General features: G+C 63.1%; 17 protein-coding genes. 10 read left to right on the top strand and 7 right to left on the bottom strand.

The features are described from left to right. The first annotated feature begins 14 nt into the window (after positions 1-14). The 5 genes from H0274_RS15270 (at position 15) to ssb (ending at position 4198) form a co-directional block, all read left to right on the top strand. The gene (locus H0274_RS15270; RefSeq protein ID WP_226796481.1) at positions 15-635 is read left to right on the top strand and encodes an ankyrin repeat domain-containing protein; all 621 of its coding nucleotides are present in this window, start codon (positions 15-17) and stop codon (positions 633-635) included. Further along, a complete protein-coding gene (locus H0274_RS15265; RefSeq protein WP_226796479.1) occupies positions 619-1290 on the top strand; it encodes a COQ9 family protein in 672 nt (223 codons plus the stop codon). Before H0274_RS15270 ends, H0274_RS15265 begins: the two co-directional genes overlap by 17 nt. Before the next feature lie 140 nt (positions 1291-1430). Then, positions 1431-1685, top strand: a complete 255-nt coding sequence (locus tag H0274_RS15260; protein WP_226796476.1) for a FeoA family protein — start codon at positions 1431-1433, stop codon at positions 1683-1685. Next, entirely contained in the window at positions 1682-3535 is a 1854-nt protein-coding gene (gene feoB / locus H0274_RS15255) for a ferrous iron transporter B (RefSeq protein WP_226796475.1), read from the top strand. Before H0274_RS15260 ends, feoB begins: the two co-directional genes overlap by 4 nt. A gap of 117 nt (positions 3536-3652) precedes the next feature. Continuing rightward, positions 3653-4198, top strand: coding sequence for a single-stranded DNA-binding protein (ssb, locus tag H0274_RS15250; protein WP_226796474.1), 546 nt, complete (start codon positions 3653-3655; stop codon positions 4196-4198). A gap of 33 nt (positions 4199-4231) precedes the next feature. Here ssb and H0274_RS15245 read toward each other — a convergent pair whose 3' ends face one another. Both H0274_RS15245 and H0274_RS15240 read right to left on the bottom strand, forming a co-directional pair. Next, on the bottom strand, positions 4232-4759 hold the full coding sequence (locus H0274_RS15245; protein ID WP_226796472.1) for a YceD family protein: 528 nt from the start codon (positions 4757-4759) through the stop codon (positions 4232-4234). Positions 4760-4761: 2 nt separating this feature from the next. Next, positions 4762-5274 (bottom strand): ubiquinol-cytochrome C chaperone family protein, encoded by a 513-nt coding sequence (locus tag H0274_RS15240; RefSeq protein WP_226796470.1) that lies wholly within the window; start codon positions 5272-5274, stop codon positions 4762-4764. 186 nt (positions 5275-5460) lie between these two features. Between H0274_RS15240 and H0274_RS15235 the strand changes: the two genes are divergently transcribed. Genes H0274_RS15235 through hslU form a run of 3 tightly spaced genes read left to right on the top strand, consistent with a single transcriptional unit; the run spans position 5461 to position 7874 of the window. Next, positions 5461-5934: an outer membrane protein assembly factor BamE gene (locus H0274_RS15235; RefSeq protein ID WP_226796469.1), complete on the top strand. Its 474-nt coding sequence runs from the start codon at positions 5461-5463 to the stop codon at positions 5932-5934. Positions 5935-5991: 57 nt separating this feature from the next. After that, positions 5992-6564, top strand: a complete 573-nt coding sequence (gene hslV / locus H0274_RS15230) for an ATP-dependent protease subunit HslV (RefSeq protein WP_319018306.1) — start codon at positions 5992-5994, stop codon at positions 6562-6564. Positions 6565-6572: 8 nt separating this feature from the next. After that, positions 6573-7874, top strand: a complete 1302-nt coding sequence (gene hslU / locus H0274_RS15225) for an ATP-dependent protease ATPase subunit HslU (RefSeq protein WP_226796468.1) — start codon at positions 6573-6575, stop codon at positions 7872-7874. Between the two features lie 75 nt (positions 7875-7949). Here the strand turns inward: hslU and H0274_RS15220 are convergent, their stop codons facing one another. The 4 genes from H0274_RS15220 to H0274_RS15205 form a co-directional block, all read right to left on the bottom strand. After that, positions 7950-8540: a cytochrome c gene (locus H0274_RS15220; protein ID WP_226796467.1), complete on the bottom strand. Its 591-nt coding sequence runs from the start codon at positions 8538-8540 to the stop codon at positions 7950-7952. A 207-nt stretch (positions 8541-8747) separates the two neighbouring features. After that, positions 8748-9278: a cytochrome c gene (locus H0274_RS15215; RefSeq protein WP_226796466.1), complete on the bottom strand. Its 531-nt coding sequence runs from the start codon at positions 9276-9278 to the stop codon at positions 8748-8750. Between the two features lie 19 nt (positions 9279-9297). Continuing rightward, on the bottom strand, positions 9298-11118 hold the full coding sequence (locus tag H0274_RS15210; RefSeq protein WP_226796464.1) for an ABCB family ABC transporter ATP-binding protein/permease: 1821 nt from the start codon (positions 11116-11118) through the stop codon (positions 9298-9300). 108 nt (positions 11119-11226) lie between these two features. After that, complete coding sequence (locus H0274_RS15205) at positions 11227-12189, bottom strand: retroviral-like aspartic protease family protein (RefSeq protein WP_226796462.1); 963 nt, start codon at positions 12187-12189, stop codon at positions 11227-11229. 127 nt (positions 12190-12316) lie between these two features. Between H0274_RS15205 and H0274_RS15200 the strand changes: the two genes are divergently transcribed. Both H0274_RS15200 and H0274_RS15195 read left to right on the top strand, forming a co-directional pair. Beyond that, the gene (locus H0274_RS15200; protein WP_226796461.1) at positions 12317-13168 is read left to right on the top strand and encodes a glycosyltransferase family A protein; all 852 of its coding nucleotides are present in this window, start codon (positions 12317-12319) and stop codon (positions 13166-13168) included. Positions 13169-13180: 12 nt separating this feature from the next. Then, positions 13181-14125 carry a hypothetical protein gene (locus H0274_RS15195; protein ID WP_226796459.1) on the top strand — a complete coding sequence of 315 codons (945 nt, stop codon included), beginning with the start codon at positions 13181-13183 and terminating at the stop codon, positions 14123-14125. Between the two features lies 1 nt (position 14126). Here the strand turns inward: H0274_RS15195 and H0274_RS15190 are convergent, their stop codons facing one another. Next, positions 14127-15548 carry a lipopolysaccharide biosynthesis protein gene (locus H0274_RS15190; RefSeq protein ID WP_226796457.1) on the bottom strand — a complete coding sequence of 474 codons (1422 nt, stop codon included), beginning with the start codon at positions 15546-15548 and terminating at the stop codon, positions 14127-14129. Positions 15549-15832: the final 284 nt, after the last annotated feature.

Below are 15832 nucleotides of genomic sequence, written 5' to 3'. Positions count from 1 at the left end.
CAGGAGATTGCACAGTGGCGCGGCTTGGGCGCATTTCGGCATTGGTCCTTCCGGCAGTCGCAGGGGCACTGGCACTGGCGACACCCGCACAGGCGCAATATTCCCCCGGTTACCAGTTCCTCAAGGCCGTGAAGGACGGCAAGGGGGACGAGGTGGTCAAGCTGCTGCAGGACCACAGCAATACCCTGGTCAATTCGCAGGACATCACCACGGGCGAGTCCGCGCTTCACATCGCGGTGAGCCAGCGCAACATGGTCTGGATCCAGTTCCTGTGCCAGAAGGGCGCGAACACCAATATTCAGGACAAGAAGGGCGTAACTCCGCTGGTTCTGGCCACGCAGATCGGCTTCATCGAAGGCGCGCAGGAACTGATCAGGCGCGGGGCCAAGGTGGATGTGGCCAATGCCACCGGCGAAACCCCGCTGATCGCGGCGGTCCACCGGCGCGATATTCCGATGATGCGCGTTCTGCTGAAGGGCGGCGCGGACCCCGATCGGGCGGACAGCTCCGGACGCAGCGCGCGCGACTATGCAATGTTTGACGGGGCGAACGGCGCTCTCGCCCAGGAAATCGAAAAGAACCAGAAGCCCAAGGGCGAACGGGAAGGATCGGTGCGTTATGGCCCTGGCTTCTGAGGCTCTGCCGCAAGATCCCACGCTGGATGAAATCCGGCTGGCGCTTGCCCCGCTGGTGGCCGATGCCGCCGCGTTTGATGGCTGGAGCGATGCGGCCGTGGAAGCCGCAGCGCAGAGCGCGGGGATCGATCCCGCCATTGCCCGGCTGGCCTTTCCCGGCGGCGCGATGGACCTGATCGCGGCGTGGGTGGAACATGTCGATGCAGCCATGATCCGCGCCTTCCCGCCCGAAGTGCTGGCGGGGATGAAAATCCGCGAGAAAATCCGCGGACTGGTGTGGTTCCGCCTCTCTGCCGCGATTGGCCGGGAAGAGGCGATGCGCCGCGCGCTGGCTATCCAGACCATGCCGCAAAACGCCCCTGCCGCCTTGCGACAGGGCTGGCGCAGTGCCGATCTGATGTGGCGGCTGGCTGGCGATACGGCAGCCGATTACAATTACTACACCAAGCGCGCGATCCTCGAAGGCATTTATGGCGCCACGCTGGCGGTGTTCGTGAGCGACGAGAGCGAAGGCAAGGCGGAAACCCGTGCTTTCCTGGATCGCCGGATCGAAGGGATCATGAAATTCGAAAAGGCCAAGGCCAACCTGCTGCGCGACCGCGAGGGCTTTTCGATGACCCGCTTCCTGGGAAGGCTGCGCTACCCGGCGCGGTAGGATTTCTGCGCTCTTGCGTGATTGTTTGAAGAGGCCAGCTTGTCTTTCGGGACGAGCAGACCCGCGCCCTCGCATGCGGAACCCAATTTTCTAATTGCGAACCAGTTGCAATTAGCTCCCAAGTCTGGCAGCGGACAGGCATGAACCTCGATGCCTTGCCGACCGGCCGCCGCGCTCGCATTATCGCTGTCGATTGGGGAATTCTCGCCCCTGAGGAGGCGACTCGCCTTCGTGCTCTGGGGATCGACACTGGGGCCGAGGTGGAAATCGCCCATCGCGGTGTGTTCGCGGGCAAGGATCCGATTGCGCTTGAAGTGGGCCGCATGACCGTGGCCCTGCGCCGCAACCACGCCCGCGCGATGGAAGTCGAAGAACTGGCGGAGGCGGCACGATGATCGGCAAGCGGATCGCCGCCCTCGTCGGCAACCCCAACGCAGGCAAAAGCGCGCTGTTCAACGCGCTGACCGGCGCGCGGCAGAAGATCGCCAATTATCCCGGCGTCACTGTGGAGCGAAAGGCCGGGCGGCTGGTGTTGCCGACAGGCGAGCCAGTGGAACTGATCGACCTGCCCGGCAGCTATGGCTTCGATGCGACCAGCCCGGACGAAGAAGTGACCCGCAAGGTCATTTTCGGAGAATTCCCCGGCGAGGCGCAGCCCGATGTGCTGATCGTGGTGCTCGATGCCTCGAACATCGAACAGCATCTCGTCTTCGCGCAGGAAGTACTCGAACTCGGGCGCCCCACCGTGGTGGCGCTCAACATGGTCGATCTGGCCGAGCGTGACGGGCTGGTGATCGATCCGGCGGCGCTGGAGCAGGCGCTCGGCGTGCCGGTGATTCCCACTGTTGCCGTGCGCCGCCGCGGCCTGGCCGAACTGGCGCAGGCTATCGCTGCGGCTGAAGCGCGGGCGGAAAGCGATCCCAAGGATCATCCGCGTCCGCATATCACCCTGCCGGAACGCAGGCTGGCGGCCAATAACATCGCCAAGGGCGCCATTCTTTCTGAAACTCGCCAGCACCGGCTGCATGCCCGGATGGACAAGGTGCTGCTGCATCCCTGGCTCGGCCCGCCGATCCTGTTCGCGCTGCTCTTCGTCATCTTCCAGGCCGTGTTCGCCTGGGCCACGCCCTTTGCCGATGCGCTCGAAGGGGTGGTGGCCTGGCTTTCCGAACTGGCTACCCAGATCATCCCTGCCGGTTTCGTGCAGGATCTGCTGGTGCAGGGCGTGCTGGCGGGCGTCGGCTCCGTGGTAGTATTCCTGCCCCAGATCGTGATCCTGTTCTTCTTCATCCTGGTGATGGAAGCGACCGGATATATGGCTCGCGCGGCCTTCATCATGGACCGCCTGATGGCTTCTGTGGGCCTTTCTGGTCGCAGCTTCATTCCGCTGCTGTCCAGCTTTGCCTGCGCCATTCCCGGTATCATGGCCACGCGCAGCATTGCTGATCCCAAGGACCGGCTGACCACGATCCTGATCGCCCCGCTGATGACCTGTTCGGCGCGTCTGCCGGTCTATGCCGTGATCATCGGCGCCTTCATTCCCGCCACCACGGTGGGTCCGGGCATCGGGTTGCAGGGGCTGGTGCTGTTCGGCCTCTATGTCGCGGGGATCGTGGGTGCGATGGGGGCGGCTTTGGTGCTGCGCCGTTCGGTGACCAAGGGCGCGGCTTCCGGCTTCATCATGGAACTGCCCAAATATCAGCTTCCCCGCATTTCCGATCTGCTGATCGGGCTGTGGCAGCGGGCCTGGGTATTCCTGCGGCGCGCGGGCACGATCATCTTCACCGTCACCGTGGTGCTGTGGGTGCTGCTCAGCTTCCCCAAGGCAGGGCCGGGCGAAAGCCAGCTCAATGCTTCCATCGCGGGCAAGCTCGCCAGCGGGGTGGAAGTGGTGGTGCGGCCCATCGGCTTCAATCACGAAATGGCACTGGCGCTGGTGCCGGCCATGGCGGCGCGCGAAGTGGCGGTTTCCGCATTGGCGACGACCTATGCCATCGACGCTTCGGACGAGGATGCCGCGGCCTCCGCGCTGGAAGACCGGCTCGGTTCGCGCTGGACCCTGCCGATGGCGCTGGCCTTCCTCGCCTGGTTCGTCTTCGCGCCGCAGTGTCTTTCTACCATCGCCGTGGCCCGCCGGGAAACCAACGGATGGAAGTGGCCTGCCTTCATGCTCGCCTATCTCTTCGGCCTGGCCTACATCTTCGCGGGGCTTACGTTCTGGACGGCCACTGCGCTGGGGCTGTAGCTTGATCGTGCAAAAGGATGGCGGCGAGGTTGGCTTGCGGCTGGCCGGGGCTTACATCCTTGCGGGAATCATTTTCCGGCGCGCCAGCGCCGGGTCCGTAGCCCAAAGAGGAAGTTCATGGCAGGCAGCGTCAACAAGGTCATTCTGGTCGGCAATCTGGGTGCGGACCCGGAAGTCCGCTCGTTCCAGAATGGCGGGAAGGTGTGCAACCTGCGCATCGCCACGTCGGAAAGCTGGAAGGATCGCAACACCGGCCAGAAGCAGGAACGCACCGAATGGCATAGCGTGGCGATCTTCTCTGAAGGTCTCGCCGGCGTTGCCGAACGCTTCCTGCGCAAGGGCAGCAAGGTCTATATCGAAGGCCAGCTGCGTACCCGCAAATGGCAGGACCAGTCGGGTAATGACCGCTACACCACCGAAGTGGTGCTGCAGGGCCCCGGCGCGGTGATGACCATGCTCGATGGGCCGCAGGGCGGTGCTGGCGGCGGTGGCGGTGGCCAGCGCAGCGGCGGCTGGAACGAAGGTGGCGCCGGTGGCGGCGGTTCCTATGGCGGCGGAGGTTCTTCCTCAGGCGGCTCGTCCTCAGGCGGCTGGGGCGGCGGTGCTCCTGCCGGCGGCGGCAGCAATTTCGGCGACGATCTGGACGACGATATCCCGTTCTGATCGCCGCCCTTTATCGGGAAAGCGGGCTGGCGGTCAGTCGGCCTTCTTTCCCTTGAGGGCAGCCAGCGCGGCAAAGGGCCCGCTGGCGCTTTCATCCAGAAGACCAGCTTCCTTCCGCACCTTTTCAGCATTCGGCCCGGTGGCGTAAGGATCGATAGCCAGCGCCAGCCCCTGCGCCACGGCCTCGCCAAGATCGAACGACGTGCCCGTATAGGGAATCTCGTCCAGTTCCTCGGCCTCCAGCTCCACTTCCTCCCCTTCGGTGATTTCCGCCTGTGTTTCTTCAACGAAACGCAGCGTGAATTCCTCCCGAATCGTTACGGGCAAGTCATCTCCGGTCACGGCGCAGCTTTGCACGATCTTGGCATTCAGCGTGCCGTTGGCATCCACGGCGGTGCCGTCTTTCACCAGCGCAACGTCAGCTTCCAGCTTTCCGATGGAGATAAGGCCGAAGCGGCGGGCCAGCGCCGCGCGCTCCGCCTCGTCAGCTTCCAGATGCCGCACGCGCTCGTCCACCGAGCGGATGTCGATCATGCGGGAAAATTCAGGGGTCTGGGTCATGCTCAGATCTCCGCTGCCAGAATACGTTCTGCGGGAACGGTGCAGAGCCGGTCATGGAAATCGCGCAGCCCGGCCGCCGCAGCCACGGGCGAAGCACCATCCAGCAGGCGCAGGTTGCGGGCCACCGCTTCCTCCAGCGCGTTGTTGTCATCCTGGGCCAGCGCCTCGCGAAAGGCGCCCAGCCGGCCGCCCAGCGCGGACATCAGCTTGCCCATATGCTTGCCCACCACGACATCGCCCACGCCGCTCTCGCGCAGCTGGCCTTCCATGTCGTCCACGAACAGTTCGGTGAGATAGACGCAAGGATGGGCCATGTTCTCGTCCCGCTCCAGCCGCAGCAGCACCATGGCAAGGACAGCCGTGATCATATCGAAACGCCCCTCCAGCGTGTCGGCCACGCTCCGCTGCGCGTACCATTCCTTGTCGCGAGCGATTTCCACCACGCGGTGCCACAGCGCCTGGACACCCTGGCGCGGGTCTTGCGAGCGGGCAAAGAGGCGGGACAGGAGTTTCACGTTTCTGGCTGGTCCTTTTCGTTCAGCCGCGATTAAATCCGCACGGCCGATGGCTCTGGTCCCCAAGCGCCATTGCGCAAGGGGACGCTTGTCCTTAAGGCTCGCGCCGATACTGCTTGCTAAAGCACAAGGCAATTGATTGCAGGACGGCCGGTGTTCCACTGGCGAGGTTCGGAGACCGAATAGATGATGCCCAAGGTTCGGATCGCTGCGATAGTGACGCTCGCGGCCTTGTTGGCCGGGTGCAGCTCCATCTCGGATCATCGCGGCTACATCGCTGACGAGGCGCTTGTGCAGGCCGTGCAGCCGGGCATCGATAACCGGGAATCGGTGGAAGGCACTCTTGGCCGGCCGACCTTCGCCAGCGAATTTGGCAATCCGATCTGGTATTACGTTTCCAGCACCACTTACCAGAAGCCGTTCCGCAAGCCGCGTATCGGGCAGCATTCCGTGCTGGCCGTGACCTTTGACGAGAAGGGCAATGTGGTTTCCGCCGAGCGCTGGGGCATGGACAAGGTTGCCCAGATCAGCCCCGAAGGGGACAAGACGCCCGTTCTCGGCAAGGAGCGTGGCTTCCTCGAAGATCTGTTCGGCAATATCGGCCAGGTTGGTGCGATGGGTTCCAATGCTCCCGGTGGCCCAGGTCCGAACGGCAGCTGATTTCTGGCGGCCACCCGGCCGCTTGAACGGCTGAGGGTGAGCGCCCATATTCGCCCCATGAGTGAAAGCGACAATCGCCACGGCCTGATCCAGTGGCACGGCACTACCATCATCGGCGTGAAGAAAGACGGTAAGACCGTCATCGCGGGCGATGGACAGGTTTCCATGGGCAACACGGTGATGAAGCCCAATGCGCGCAAGGTGCGCCGCATCGGGGCGGGTGGCAACGTGATTGCCGGTTTCGCCGGGGCGACCGCCGATGCCTTCACCCTGTTCGAACGGCTCGAAAAAAAGCTGGAGCAATATAGCGGCCAGTTGCTGCGCGCTGCGGTGGAACTGGCGAAAGACTGGCGCACCGACAAATATCTGCGCAACCTGGAAGCCCTGATGATCGTGGCCGACAAGGACGCCTTGCTGGTGTTGACCGGCAATGGCGACGTGCTGGAGCCGGAGGGCGGCCCGGAATCGCAAATCGCCGCGATCGGATCGGGCGGCAATTATGCGCTGGCCGCCGCCCGCGCTATCGATGCTTACGAACAGGATGCAGAAGTGATCGCCCGCCGCGCCATGGCAGTGGCAGCCGACATCTGCGTCTTCACCAATGACCGCGTGACGGTCGAGGCTATCTGAATCTCATCATGACTGACACATTGACCCCCAAGGCGATTGTCGCCGCATTGGATGAACACATCATCGGCCAGGCCGAGGCCAAGCGTGCGGTGGCGGTCGCGCTGCGCAATCGCTGGCGCCGCCAGCGCCTCGGCGCGGAACTGCGCGATGAGGTGACGCCCAAGAACATCCTGATGATCGGGCCCACGGGCTGCGGCAAGACGGAGATCAGCCGTCGCCTCGCCAAGCTGGCTGATGCGCCCTTCGTGAAGGTGGAAGCGACGAAGTTCACGGAAGTCGGCTATGTCGGCCGCGATGTGGAACAGATCGCGCGCGATCTGGCGGAGGAGGCCGTGCGGCTGGAGAAGGAACGCCGCCGCGAGGCTGTGCGGGAAGCCGCCAGCAAGGCCGCGATGGATCGCCTGCTCAAGGCGCTGGTTGGAGAGAATGCTTCCGAAGCCACGCGCGAGAGCTTCCGCCAGCGTATCGTCCAGAACGCCATGAATGACGTCGAGGTCGAGATCGAGGTGGAAGACAGCCCCGCCATGCCGATGGATATTCAGGGCATGGGCGGCAATGTCGGCATGATCGACCTATCCCAGATGATGAGCAAGGCCTTCGGCCGGCAGAATCTCAAGCGTCGCAAGCTCAAGGTTCCCGATGCGTGGGACAAGCTGGTGGACGAGGAGGCCGAGAAGCGCATGGACCAGGACGATGTCGCGCGGGTCGCGCTGGCCGACGCCGAAACGAACGGAATCGTCTTCCTCGACGAGATCGACAAGATCGCCGCTTCCGATGTGCGCGGCGGTTCCGTGAGCCGTGAAGGCGTGCAGCGCGATCTGCTGCCGCTGATCGAAGGCACTACTGTGGCCACCAAATATGGGCCGATGAAGACGGACCATGTGCTGTTCATCGCCAGCGGCGCGTTCCATGTGGCCAAGCCGTCGGACATGCTGCCCGAATTGCAGGGGCGTCTGCCTATCCGGGTGGAGCTGCGCAGCCTGACAGAGGAGGATTTCGTGCGAATCCTCTCCGAAACACGAGCCAATCTGGTGGAGCAGTACAAGGCGCTGATCGGTACAGAGGAAGTCACGCTGGACTTCACCGAGGATGCCGTGCGCGAAGTTGCCCGGATCGCAGCCCAGGTGAACGAGAGCGTCGAGAATATCGGTGCACGCCGCCTGCAGACCGTCATGGAAAGGCTGATCGAGGATCTCAGCTTCGAGGCGGAAGATCGGCGCGGCGAGATTGTGACGATCGACGCGGACTATGTGCGCGACAGGCTTGCCGACCTCGCCGGCAATAGCGACCTCAGCAAATATATCCTCTGACGGGATTCCTCTCCGCCCGCCCCGGCATTTGAACGGGCCGGGCGGAAGATGGGGAAGCAGGAACGGGGCGCCGCCTTATTTCCTGGCGGCGGCCCCGTCGCCTTCAGCCATGATCTGCTTTACCAGATCCTTCTGCTGAGGATACCAGAATTCCAGGTGGCAGTTCTCGCACACGCCGTCGATCTGCCCCACCAGCGCCCCGGCACGCTGGGCATCGTGAGCCTTCGCCGCAGCCGCGATGTCACCCATATGGCTGGCAAGGGCGCCGGCCATGCCGCGGAAGCCTTCCGGATCGGCATCGATGTTCTTCTGCACCTGTTCGGACGTGGTGCCGCCTTCGATGTTCTCGTCGGAAATGATGACGCCGGGCCGATTGACCACCAGCTTCTTCAGCATGCTCATTTCGGTGGCCGCGTTCTGCAGCCGCGCGGCAGCATCGGCCAGCTTGGCCCATTTGGCATCGTCCATCAGTTTCGGATCGATCAGCGCATCGCTGGCCATGGCCGCGTTACCCACTGCCCAGACTTCGTCCGCGATCACGTCGATATGCTGGGTCATCGCCTCATGCACGGTCATCGGCACGTCTTCGGCGGCAGGTTCCTTGCTACAACCGCCAAGCGCCAGCGTGGCCGCGGCAAGGGCGAAAATCATGCGATGCGATGTCATGGAAGGCTCCTCTCTGGGAAGGCACATATTTCACGCCCTCTATCGGGAGTGGGAAGATTTCCGCAGGCGTATCGCGCAAACGCCGCAGGCCTGCACCTGTTCCGTCGTCAGGCCCGCCGAGCGCGAATAATCGCCCTCCGGCCCGGGAAGGGACATGTTCGATGAAGTGGGAGGCAGGCACATAGCTGCCGCGAAACGGCCGTGCCGTCAGCCTTGCGGATACCAGTATTTTGCGTGGCAGGCCTCACAGACCTGATCGATTTCGCCCACCAGCAAACCGGCATTCTCGGCATCCCGTGCCTTGGCAGTTTCGGCAATAGCCTGCGCATGCTTGGCGAGCCCGGCCGCGAAATCGCGGAAGCTTTGCGGATTGGCGTCGATATAGGATTGAACATCCTCCATCGAATAGGCGCCGGGTTCCTCGACCTTCTCCTGTCCCGGAGCGGCAGCGCGGATCGTGCCGGCCGTAGCCATCTTGTCAGCTTCCAGCTTGAGCGCGAGGGCGGCCTTTTCAAGGCGTGCCCATTTGGCCTCGTCCATCTGGGCCGGGTCGAGCCCGCCCGAATCGTTCATGGCGTTGTTGCCAACGTCCCAAAGCTCGTTCGTCGCGGCATTGATTTCCTGCTGCATCGCGCCGCGAACATATAGCACGTCGCCGTCGTTCGCCTGTGCGGCACCCCATGCCAGCACGGAACCGGCCATCAGTGCCGGAACGGCGAACATTGCATATCTGCGCATTCTCTTCTCCCCGAGGCCGCTATTGGGCGGCACTATCCAGTTCGTCGCTTTCGATCAGCTGGCGAGCCCACATTTCGGCATAGAGCCCATCGAATCGCAGCAGTTCGAGATGTGTACCCTGCTCCGCCAGGCGTCCATCTTGCATGACATAGATCAAGTCGCTGTCCGCAATCGTAGAAAGTCTGTGTGCGATGGAGATCGTCGTGCGGTCCTGCGCGATGCGGCGCAGGGTGGCGAGAATCTCCTGTTCGGTGCGGGTATCGAGCGCGCTGGTCGCTTCGTCGAGCAGCAGGATCGGCGGATTCTTGACCAATGTGCGGGCAATGGCGACGCGCTGCTTCTCCCCGCCCGAGAGCTTCAGGCCGCGCTCGCCGACCTGCGTTTCAAAGCCATCCGGCAGCCGTTCGACGAAGGGCAGGATCGCGGCGCCGCGGGCGGCTGCGATCACATCCTCCATATGCGCGCCATCGCGGCCATAGGCGATGTTATAGCCGATTGTGTCGTTGAACAGCACGCTGTCCTGGGGGACGATGCCGATCGCGGCGCGCAGGGATTCCTGCGTAACCTCCTTGATGTCCTGCCCGCCGATCAGGATGCGTCCTTCCCACGGATCGTAGAAGCGGAAGAGAAGGCGGCCGATGGTGGATTTGCCGGCGCCCGAAGGGCCGACGATAGCGACCTGCTTGCCGGCGGGAACCTCCAGGCTCAGCCCATGCAGGATCGTGCGCTCCCTGTCATAACCGAACACAACATTGTCGAAGGTCACGATCGGATTGCCGGAGATCAGCGCGGGCGCGCCGGGCGCATCGCTCACTTCCACCTGAGTATCGATCAGCTCGAACATGGAGGCCATGTCGATCAGCCCCTGGCGGATCGTGCGATAGACCATGCCGAGGAAGTCCAGCGGCCGGAACAGCTGCATCAGGAAAGTGTTCACGAACACCAGATCGCCTACGCTGAGCTGTCCCTTGCTCCAGCCCCATACGGTGTAGGCCATGGCGCCTGCCATCAGCAGATTGGTGATCAGCGCCTGTGCGATGTTGAGCAGGGCAAGCGAGTTCTCGCTCTTGGTTGCGGCCTGCATGTAGCTTTCGGCCGCGTGGGAATAACGCTGTTGCTCGCGCTGTTCGGCGCCGAAATATTTCACCGTCTCGTAATTGAGCAGCGAATCCACCGCGCGGGAGAGGGCCTGCCCGTCCAGCTCGTTCATCCGCGCGCGAAGGGTGGCGCGCCATTCGGTGATGGTTGTGGTGACGAAGATATAGGCGACCACCGCAAGGAAGGTCGCAATCACCAGCGAGACGCCGAAATTGAGGTAGAAGATCACCCCGATCGCCATCAGCTCGATGAATGTGGGGGCAATGTTGAACAACAGGAAATAGAGCATCGTGTTGATGCTCTTGGTCCCGCGCTCGATAATCTTGGTGACCTCGCCCGTGCGGCGGGCAAGATGGAATCGCAAAGAGAGTTGGTGCAGGCGGCGGAATACGTCCTCCGCCAGATGCTGCACGGCGCTCTGGCCGATCCGCTCGAACACGATATTGCGGATATTGTCGAAGGCCGTGGTGGTGAAGCGCGCCGCCGTATAGGCCAGCACCAGCGCGAGCGCCGCCCACATCGCCTCGGTGGCGGGGGTGGCCATGGTGTTCACCGCCCCGCGCAGGAAATAGGGCATGGAAAGCACTGTGACCTTCGAAAGAAGGATCAGTGCCACGGCCCCGGCCAATCGCCAGCGCACCCCGGCGCGTTCGCGGGTCCAGAGATAGGGCAGGAAGCGGCGCACTGTGCGCCAGTCGGCATGCTTGCCTTTGAGGTTTGTCGATTGAGCGCGTGGAGGCATGGGCCAGCAAGTGGGCCTTATGCCGCTAAAGGGCAATGGCTGCCCGGCCAGCTTTTGCTTTCCGGCGGCAAAGTCAGGGCGCTGGCGGGGCCGAACCAGCGGACAGGATCAATGGCTGCCCATGCCTCCCGCAGGCGAATTGAACCAGCCCGCGCCGGGCGGCAGATCGAACAGCACCTTGCGTTGTTTGAAGTCGATCGCCACGCGCTTGAACAGCCTCAGTTCGCTCATCCCCAGCACCATGGCGGGCCGGTCGCCCAGCCCCAGAGCCTTGAAGCTGGGAGAATCGACGAAGGCGATGGGCAGATTGCTCACCTTCACCCTGCCGATAGTGACGGATCTGGCCATCCGGATGCTGCTGGATTCCATCGCGCCATTGATGTCGGTCATCTGCGCCTGGCCCAACTCGCGCCCGCGCAGTTTTTCCTGCAGCGCCAGATTGCCCACGCTGCCCTGCGCGCCAGTGCCCACGATCACGGAGACTTTCACGCCGTCCAGTTCTGCATCCGTGATGATCAGCTGGCCCAGCACCCGGCGGGCACGCACCACAATGTCGTAGCCCTTGTCCCCGCCCAGCGTATCGGCATCGGCCACGGAGAAGGTCTTCGCCCGGAAATCCAGCAGGACGCGCTGTTCCTGTAATGAATCGAGGCCGAGTATGCCATCCGCGCTGCCGATATTGTCCTGCGCCACCAGCGGCACCGTTTCGATGTAGAAGAGGCGCTTGCCCAGCCCGAGTTCCATCACCGGGGCGACCTCTATCGGCGCGCTGCTGGAAATCCCCACCAGCGTCGCGGCTTTCCTGTCCGCCACACCGAGCCTGTCCGCCAACTCGCGGGAGAGGACAGTGGCCTGCGCCCCGGTATCGATCATGAAACGATAAGGCCCCTGGCCTTCCACCGTAACGGGCACGGTCAGCCTGTCATATTCTTCAGTGCCGGTCTTGAAGACGTCCAGATCACTGGGGCGATTACCGGGCGGCTGGGCGCTGCCGGAAGTGGCATCTTGCGGTGCCAGGGTGGTGGTCATTGCCGCGACCAATGCGGCCGATGCAGCTGTGATCCAGCTCATTGCCTGCACTCCCTCAGGCGGGGTTCGTCCAAGCCCCGCTATGGCAGCGTTTATACCATGGATAATCGGAGGGAGCGAATCAGGCGCGGCAAGCCAATATTCATCGTTCCGGGCTAGGGGCGGGCTCATGGACAAGCGGCCCATCATAGTTGCGATACTGGCTCATAATGAAGAGCGGCGAATAGCGCGCTGCCTCGCGAGCCTGCCGCTCGGCAATTCGGATGTGGCGGTGCATGTTGTGGTGAACGGCTCGAAAGACCGGACTGCCGACATCGCACGCGGCTTTGCCGGGGTTACGGTTCACGAATATCCGGAAGGCGGCAAATCGCGCAGCTGGAACCGGTTCGTGCTCGATACGCCGGACATTGCCGCCCGGTGCTTCGTCTTTGTCGATGGCGATGCGGAAGTGCTTCCGGGATCGGTCGAGGCTCTGGCGGCGGCGCTTGCGGCCGATCCGCAGGCCAATGCCGCCTCTGCCATGCCGCGCAACGGCCGCCACGCCGAGGCCTACCGCCAGGAAATGATCGTGCAGCACGGGATGTTCGGCGATCTCTATGCGTTGAGCGGGCAGTTCATCGATCGAATGCGAGCCTTGGGGATTCGTCTGCCGGAAGACCTGATCGGGGATGATGGCCTGCTCTGCGCCATGGCCAAGACCGACCTTCGCAATGAAGATCATTGGCAAGACCAGCGCGTGATCCCCTGTCAGCAGGCCGGCTTCCTATGCCAGCCCGCCAGCCTGCTGGAGCCTGCCACTCTGCTGGTCCAGTATCGGCGGATGATCAATTACTCGGTCCGGCATTTCCAGAACCGCATGATCAGCTCGATCATGCGGGGGGAGGGGCCGGCGGGACTGCCCCGGCGCCTTGCCATGCTCTATCCGGAATGGTTGCCCCGCTTCGCACCCCGCCGTCATCCGGTCTGGTGGTGGTTCGATCGCAAGGCGCTCGCCCGCATGGCGCGCGCGGCCGCTTCTTAACTGCGGGCCAATATGCTAGCGGCTCCGGAGATGATCCAGTTGCGCGACAAGCTTCTCCGCAAATTGCGGGAACAGTTTCATTTGCGCCAGTCGCGCGCAGTGCTGGGCACGGCTCCGCTGCTTCCCGCCGATGATGGCGTGATCCTCTATTCGATGATCGGCACCAGGGTGCTGCTGCCCTATCTGGTAGCCATCAAGTCTCTTCACCAGCATTTGCGTCGTGGGCGGATCGTCATTCTCGATGATGGCACGCTTACCCCGGCAGACAAGGCGATCCTTGCCCACCATCTGGGCGATCCCGAAATCCGCCATATCGCGGAAGTGGATGTCGGCCCCTGCCCGCGCGGCTGCGTGTGGGAAAGGCTGCTGCTGCTGCTCGAACTGCGCAAGGATGCCTATGTAATCCAGGTCGATTCCGACACTGTCACTCTTGGGCCTGTGCCGGAAGTCGCCGCCGCGATCGCAGAAGGGCGCAACTTCACTCTGAAGGGGGAAGATTCGGCCCGGTGGCTGCCTGTGGGTGATTTCGTGAAGACGACGCCGGGGCTCGATCCTTTCTCCCCTGAAACCCACGTGCAGGGCGCGACCGAGGAAATCCTGCCGCAGATCCGCGCGGGTCTGCCGCAGCCTTCCTGTTACGTGCGCGGCTGTGCCGGCTTCACCGGCTTCGCGCCCGGCGGGTTGGGCCGCAGAACGGCGGAGGATTTCAGTCGCGAAGCCGAGGCGATTCTGGGCCGTGAGAGCTGGAAGCGCTGGGGCAGCGAGCAGGTGATGTCGAACGTGATTGTCGCCAATGAAGGGGAGCCGGTGCTGCTGCCCTACGATCGCTACCTCAATTTCTGGAACGAACCGCTTCCTGCCGATACGCGCCTTGCGCATTTCATCGGCACGTATCGCTTCCACCTTGGCGCTTATGCCGAGGCGACCCGTCGGGCGATTGCGGCGCTTAAAGGGTGAATCATCCTTTCCGGCTGCGTGCCAGTTCAAACAGTTCGGTGATCCGCCCGCGCGCGAAGAGCAGCAGCCACAAGCCGTAAATCGCGCCGCCTGCCGCCACCAGCAGCGCTAGCCTTGCCAGCATCGGCATGGCGGGGAGCAGATGGGCGCACAGCTTCACGCCCAGGAACATGGTGATACCTGCCAATACGGGTGGGGAGAGCGCCCGGAGGAAGTCGCGCAGACTGACATGCAACACCGGCAGCACCCAGGCTGCTGAGATTGCCAGGAGCACCGGATAGGCTGCCACCCATGCCCAGGCGATCCCGGTCACTCCCCATTGCACGCCGATCAGGAAAGTGGCAGGCAGCAGGACTGCGCCCAGGATCGACACACGCGTATATATGCCGGGTCGCCCCGCCGCATTGGTGGCAGGGCCGAACAGGACCTGGACGGTCATGAAAGGCATGGCAAAGCCGAGCAACGCGATCACCGGAGCCGTCTCTAGCCATTTCTCGCCCAGCACGACATGCACGAGTGGATCGGCAGTGGCGGCGAGCCCAAGGCAGAACGGCATGCCGATCAGCATCAATATGCGCACTGCCTTCAGGAAGCCGAGCGCCATGGCGCGAGCATCATCCTGAACCTTCGCATAGGCGCTGAAAGCTACCTCATTGATAGGCGGTACGAACTTGGTGACGAACATCTGGGTGAGAAACAGGCTTGTCGTATAGATGCCCAGCATGTGCGGATCGAAGGCACGGCCGGCGATCACGATGTCGGCCTGGGTCTGCACGAACCAGAAGAACTGCCCGACCGCCACGATACCCCCATATCGGGCAAGGCTCCATGCGCCGCGGAAATCGAAGCTCGGACGAATGAATATCCGCGCGGCAATGGCCATACCCAGTGCACGGGCGGCAAATCCGGTCAGCGGGGCGAGCACAAGGGTCCAGACACCCAAACCCGCCAGCGCCCCGGCGAGGGCGGCAAAGGCCGAGAGCAGCCCCGAGACAAGGTTGACCTGTGCCTGCTTGCGGAAATCCATCTCGCGAGAGAGCACGGCGTAGCCCAGCGCCAGGAAGGGGTTGGTCAGATAGATCAAGGCCTGCACACGCAGGAGGCTCGCTACCTCGGCCTGCCCGTAATAGGCGGCGACCAGTGGAGCGGCGGCGAGCTGCAGCAGAGCCAGGGTCACGTTGAGCAGGATCAGCATGCCGAAGAGCTGCCGCAGCATATGCGGAGTGGCGTCGCGTTTCTGGATCAGGGCATTGGCCAGGCCATAGCCGTTCATCAGGCTCAGCAGCACCAGCACCACCGATGTCATCGCATAGAGGCCGTAATCCGATGGGGAGAGGATCCGGATCACGAGGAAGGTGGAGCCCCAGGTGATGATCTGTCCCAGAATCTGGGAGCCGGAACGCCACAGCACGGCGCTACGCACCTGATTCCTAAGCGATTCAGGTGGAAGATCGGGCGCTTCTGACGCCGGATTCGGACTGGGGGAGGCGATTGTCATGTGGGCGGCCCTATGCGGCGGAACATTTTACCAGCCGGTAAAGCCCGGATTTCCGCGAGGTTTCGGAATATCGCAACAAAAATGCAAAAAAGGTGTTGCTCGAATCGGGGAGTGTATCTAGAGGGCTGTTCACCGGACGGGGCGCCACTGAGGCGGTTCGGACGGTCGCCAACAGAGACGGACAACAGTTCCTCGGATTAGAGTTCGGG

This window comes from Fulverythrobacter ferritrahens (genome assembly GCF_020539485.1).
GTDB lineage: Bacteria > Pseudomonadota > Alphaproteobacteria > Sphingomonadales > Sphingomonadaceae > Andeanibacterium > Andeanibacterium ferritrahens.
The sequence above is the reverse complement of the archived record's forward strand: the minus strand, read 5'-3'. Positions and strand labels throughout refer to the sequence as shown.

What these genes read in the sequence shown, in the direction of transcription:
- H0274_RS15195 (WP_226796459.1), top strand. Translation starts at nt 13,181, where the DNA reads ATGCTAGCGGCTCCGGAGATGATCCAGTTGCGCGACAAGCTTCTCCGC.
- H0274_RS15200 (WP_226796461.1), top strand. Translation starts at nt 12,317, where the DNA reads ATGGACAAGCGGCCCATCATAGTTGCGATACTGGCTCATAATGAAGAG.
- H0274_RS15245 (WP_226796472.1), bottom strand. Translation starts at nt 4,759, where the DNA reads ATGACCCAGACCCCTGAATTTTCCCGCATGATCGACATCCGCTCGGTG.
- H0274_RS15260 (WP_226796476.1), top strand. Translation starts at nt 1,431, where the DNA reads ATGAACCTCGATGCCTTGCCGACCGGCCGCCGCGCTCGCATTATCGCT.
- H0274_RS15235 (WP_226796469.1), top strand. Translation starts at nt 5,461, where the DNA reads ATGATGCCCAAGGTTCGGATCGCTGCGATAGTGACGCTCGCGGCCTTG.
- ssb (WP_226796474.1), top strand. Translation starts at nt 3,653, where the DNA reads ATGGCAGGCAGCGTCAACAAGGTCATTCTGGTCGGCAATCTGGGTGCG.
- feoB (WP_226796475.1), top strand. Translation starts at nt 1,682, where the DNA reads ATGATCGGCAAGCGGATCGCCGCCCTCGTCGGCAACCCCAACGCAGGC.
- hslU (WP_226796468.1), top strand. Translation starts at nt 6,573, where the DNA reads ATGACTGACACATTGACCCCCAAGGCGATTGTCGCCGCATTGGATGAA.
- hslV (WP_319018306.1), top strand. Translation starts at nt 5,992, where the DNA reads ATGAGTGAAAGCGACAATCGCCACGGCCTGATCCAGTGGCACGGCACT.
- H0274_RS15210 (WP_226796464.1), bottom strand. Translation starts at nt 11,118, where the DNA reads ATGCCTCCACGCGCTCAATCGACAAACCTCAAAGGCAAGCATGCCGAC.
- H0274_RS15205 (WP_226796462.1), bottom strand. Translation starts at nt 12,189, where the DNA reads ATGAGCTGGATCACAGCTGCATCGGCCGCATTGGTCGCGGCAATGACC.
- H0274_RS15215 (WP_226796466.1), bottom strand. Translation starts at nt 9,278, where the DNA reads ATGCGCAGATATGCAATGTTCGCCGTTCCGGCACTGATGGCCGGTTCC.
- H0274_RS15220 (WP_226796467.1), bottom strand. Translation starts at nt 8,540, where the DNA reads ATGACATCGCATCGCATGATTTTCGCCCTTGCCGCGGCCACGCTGGCG.
- H0274_RS15265 (WP_226796479.1), top strand. Translation starts at nt 619, where the DNA reads ATGGCCCTGGCTTCTGAGGCTCTGCCGCAAGATCCCACGCTGGATGAA.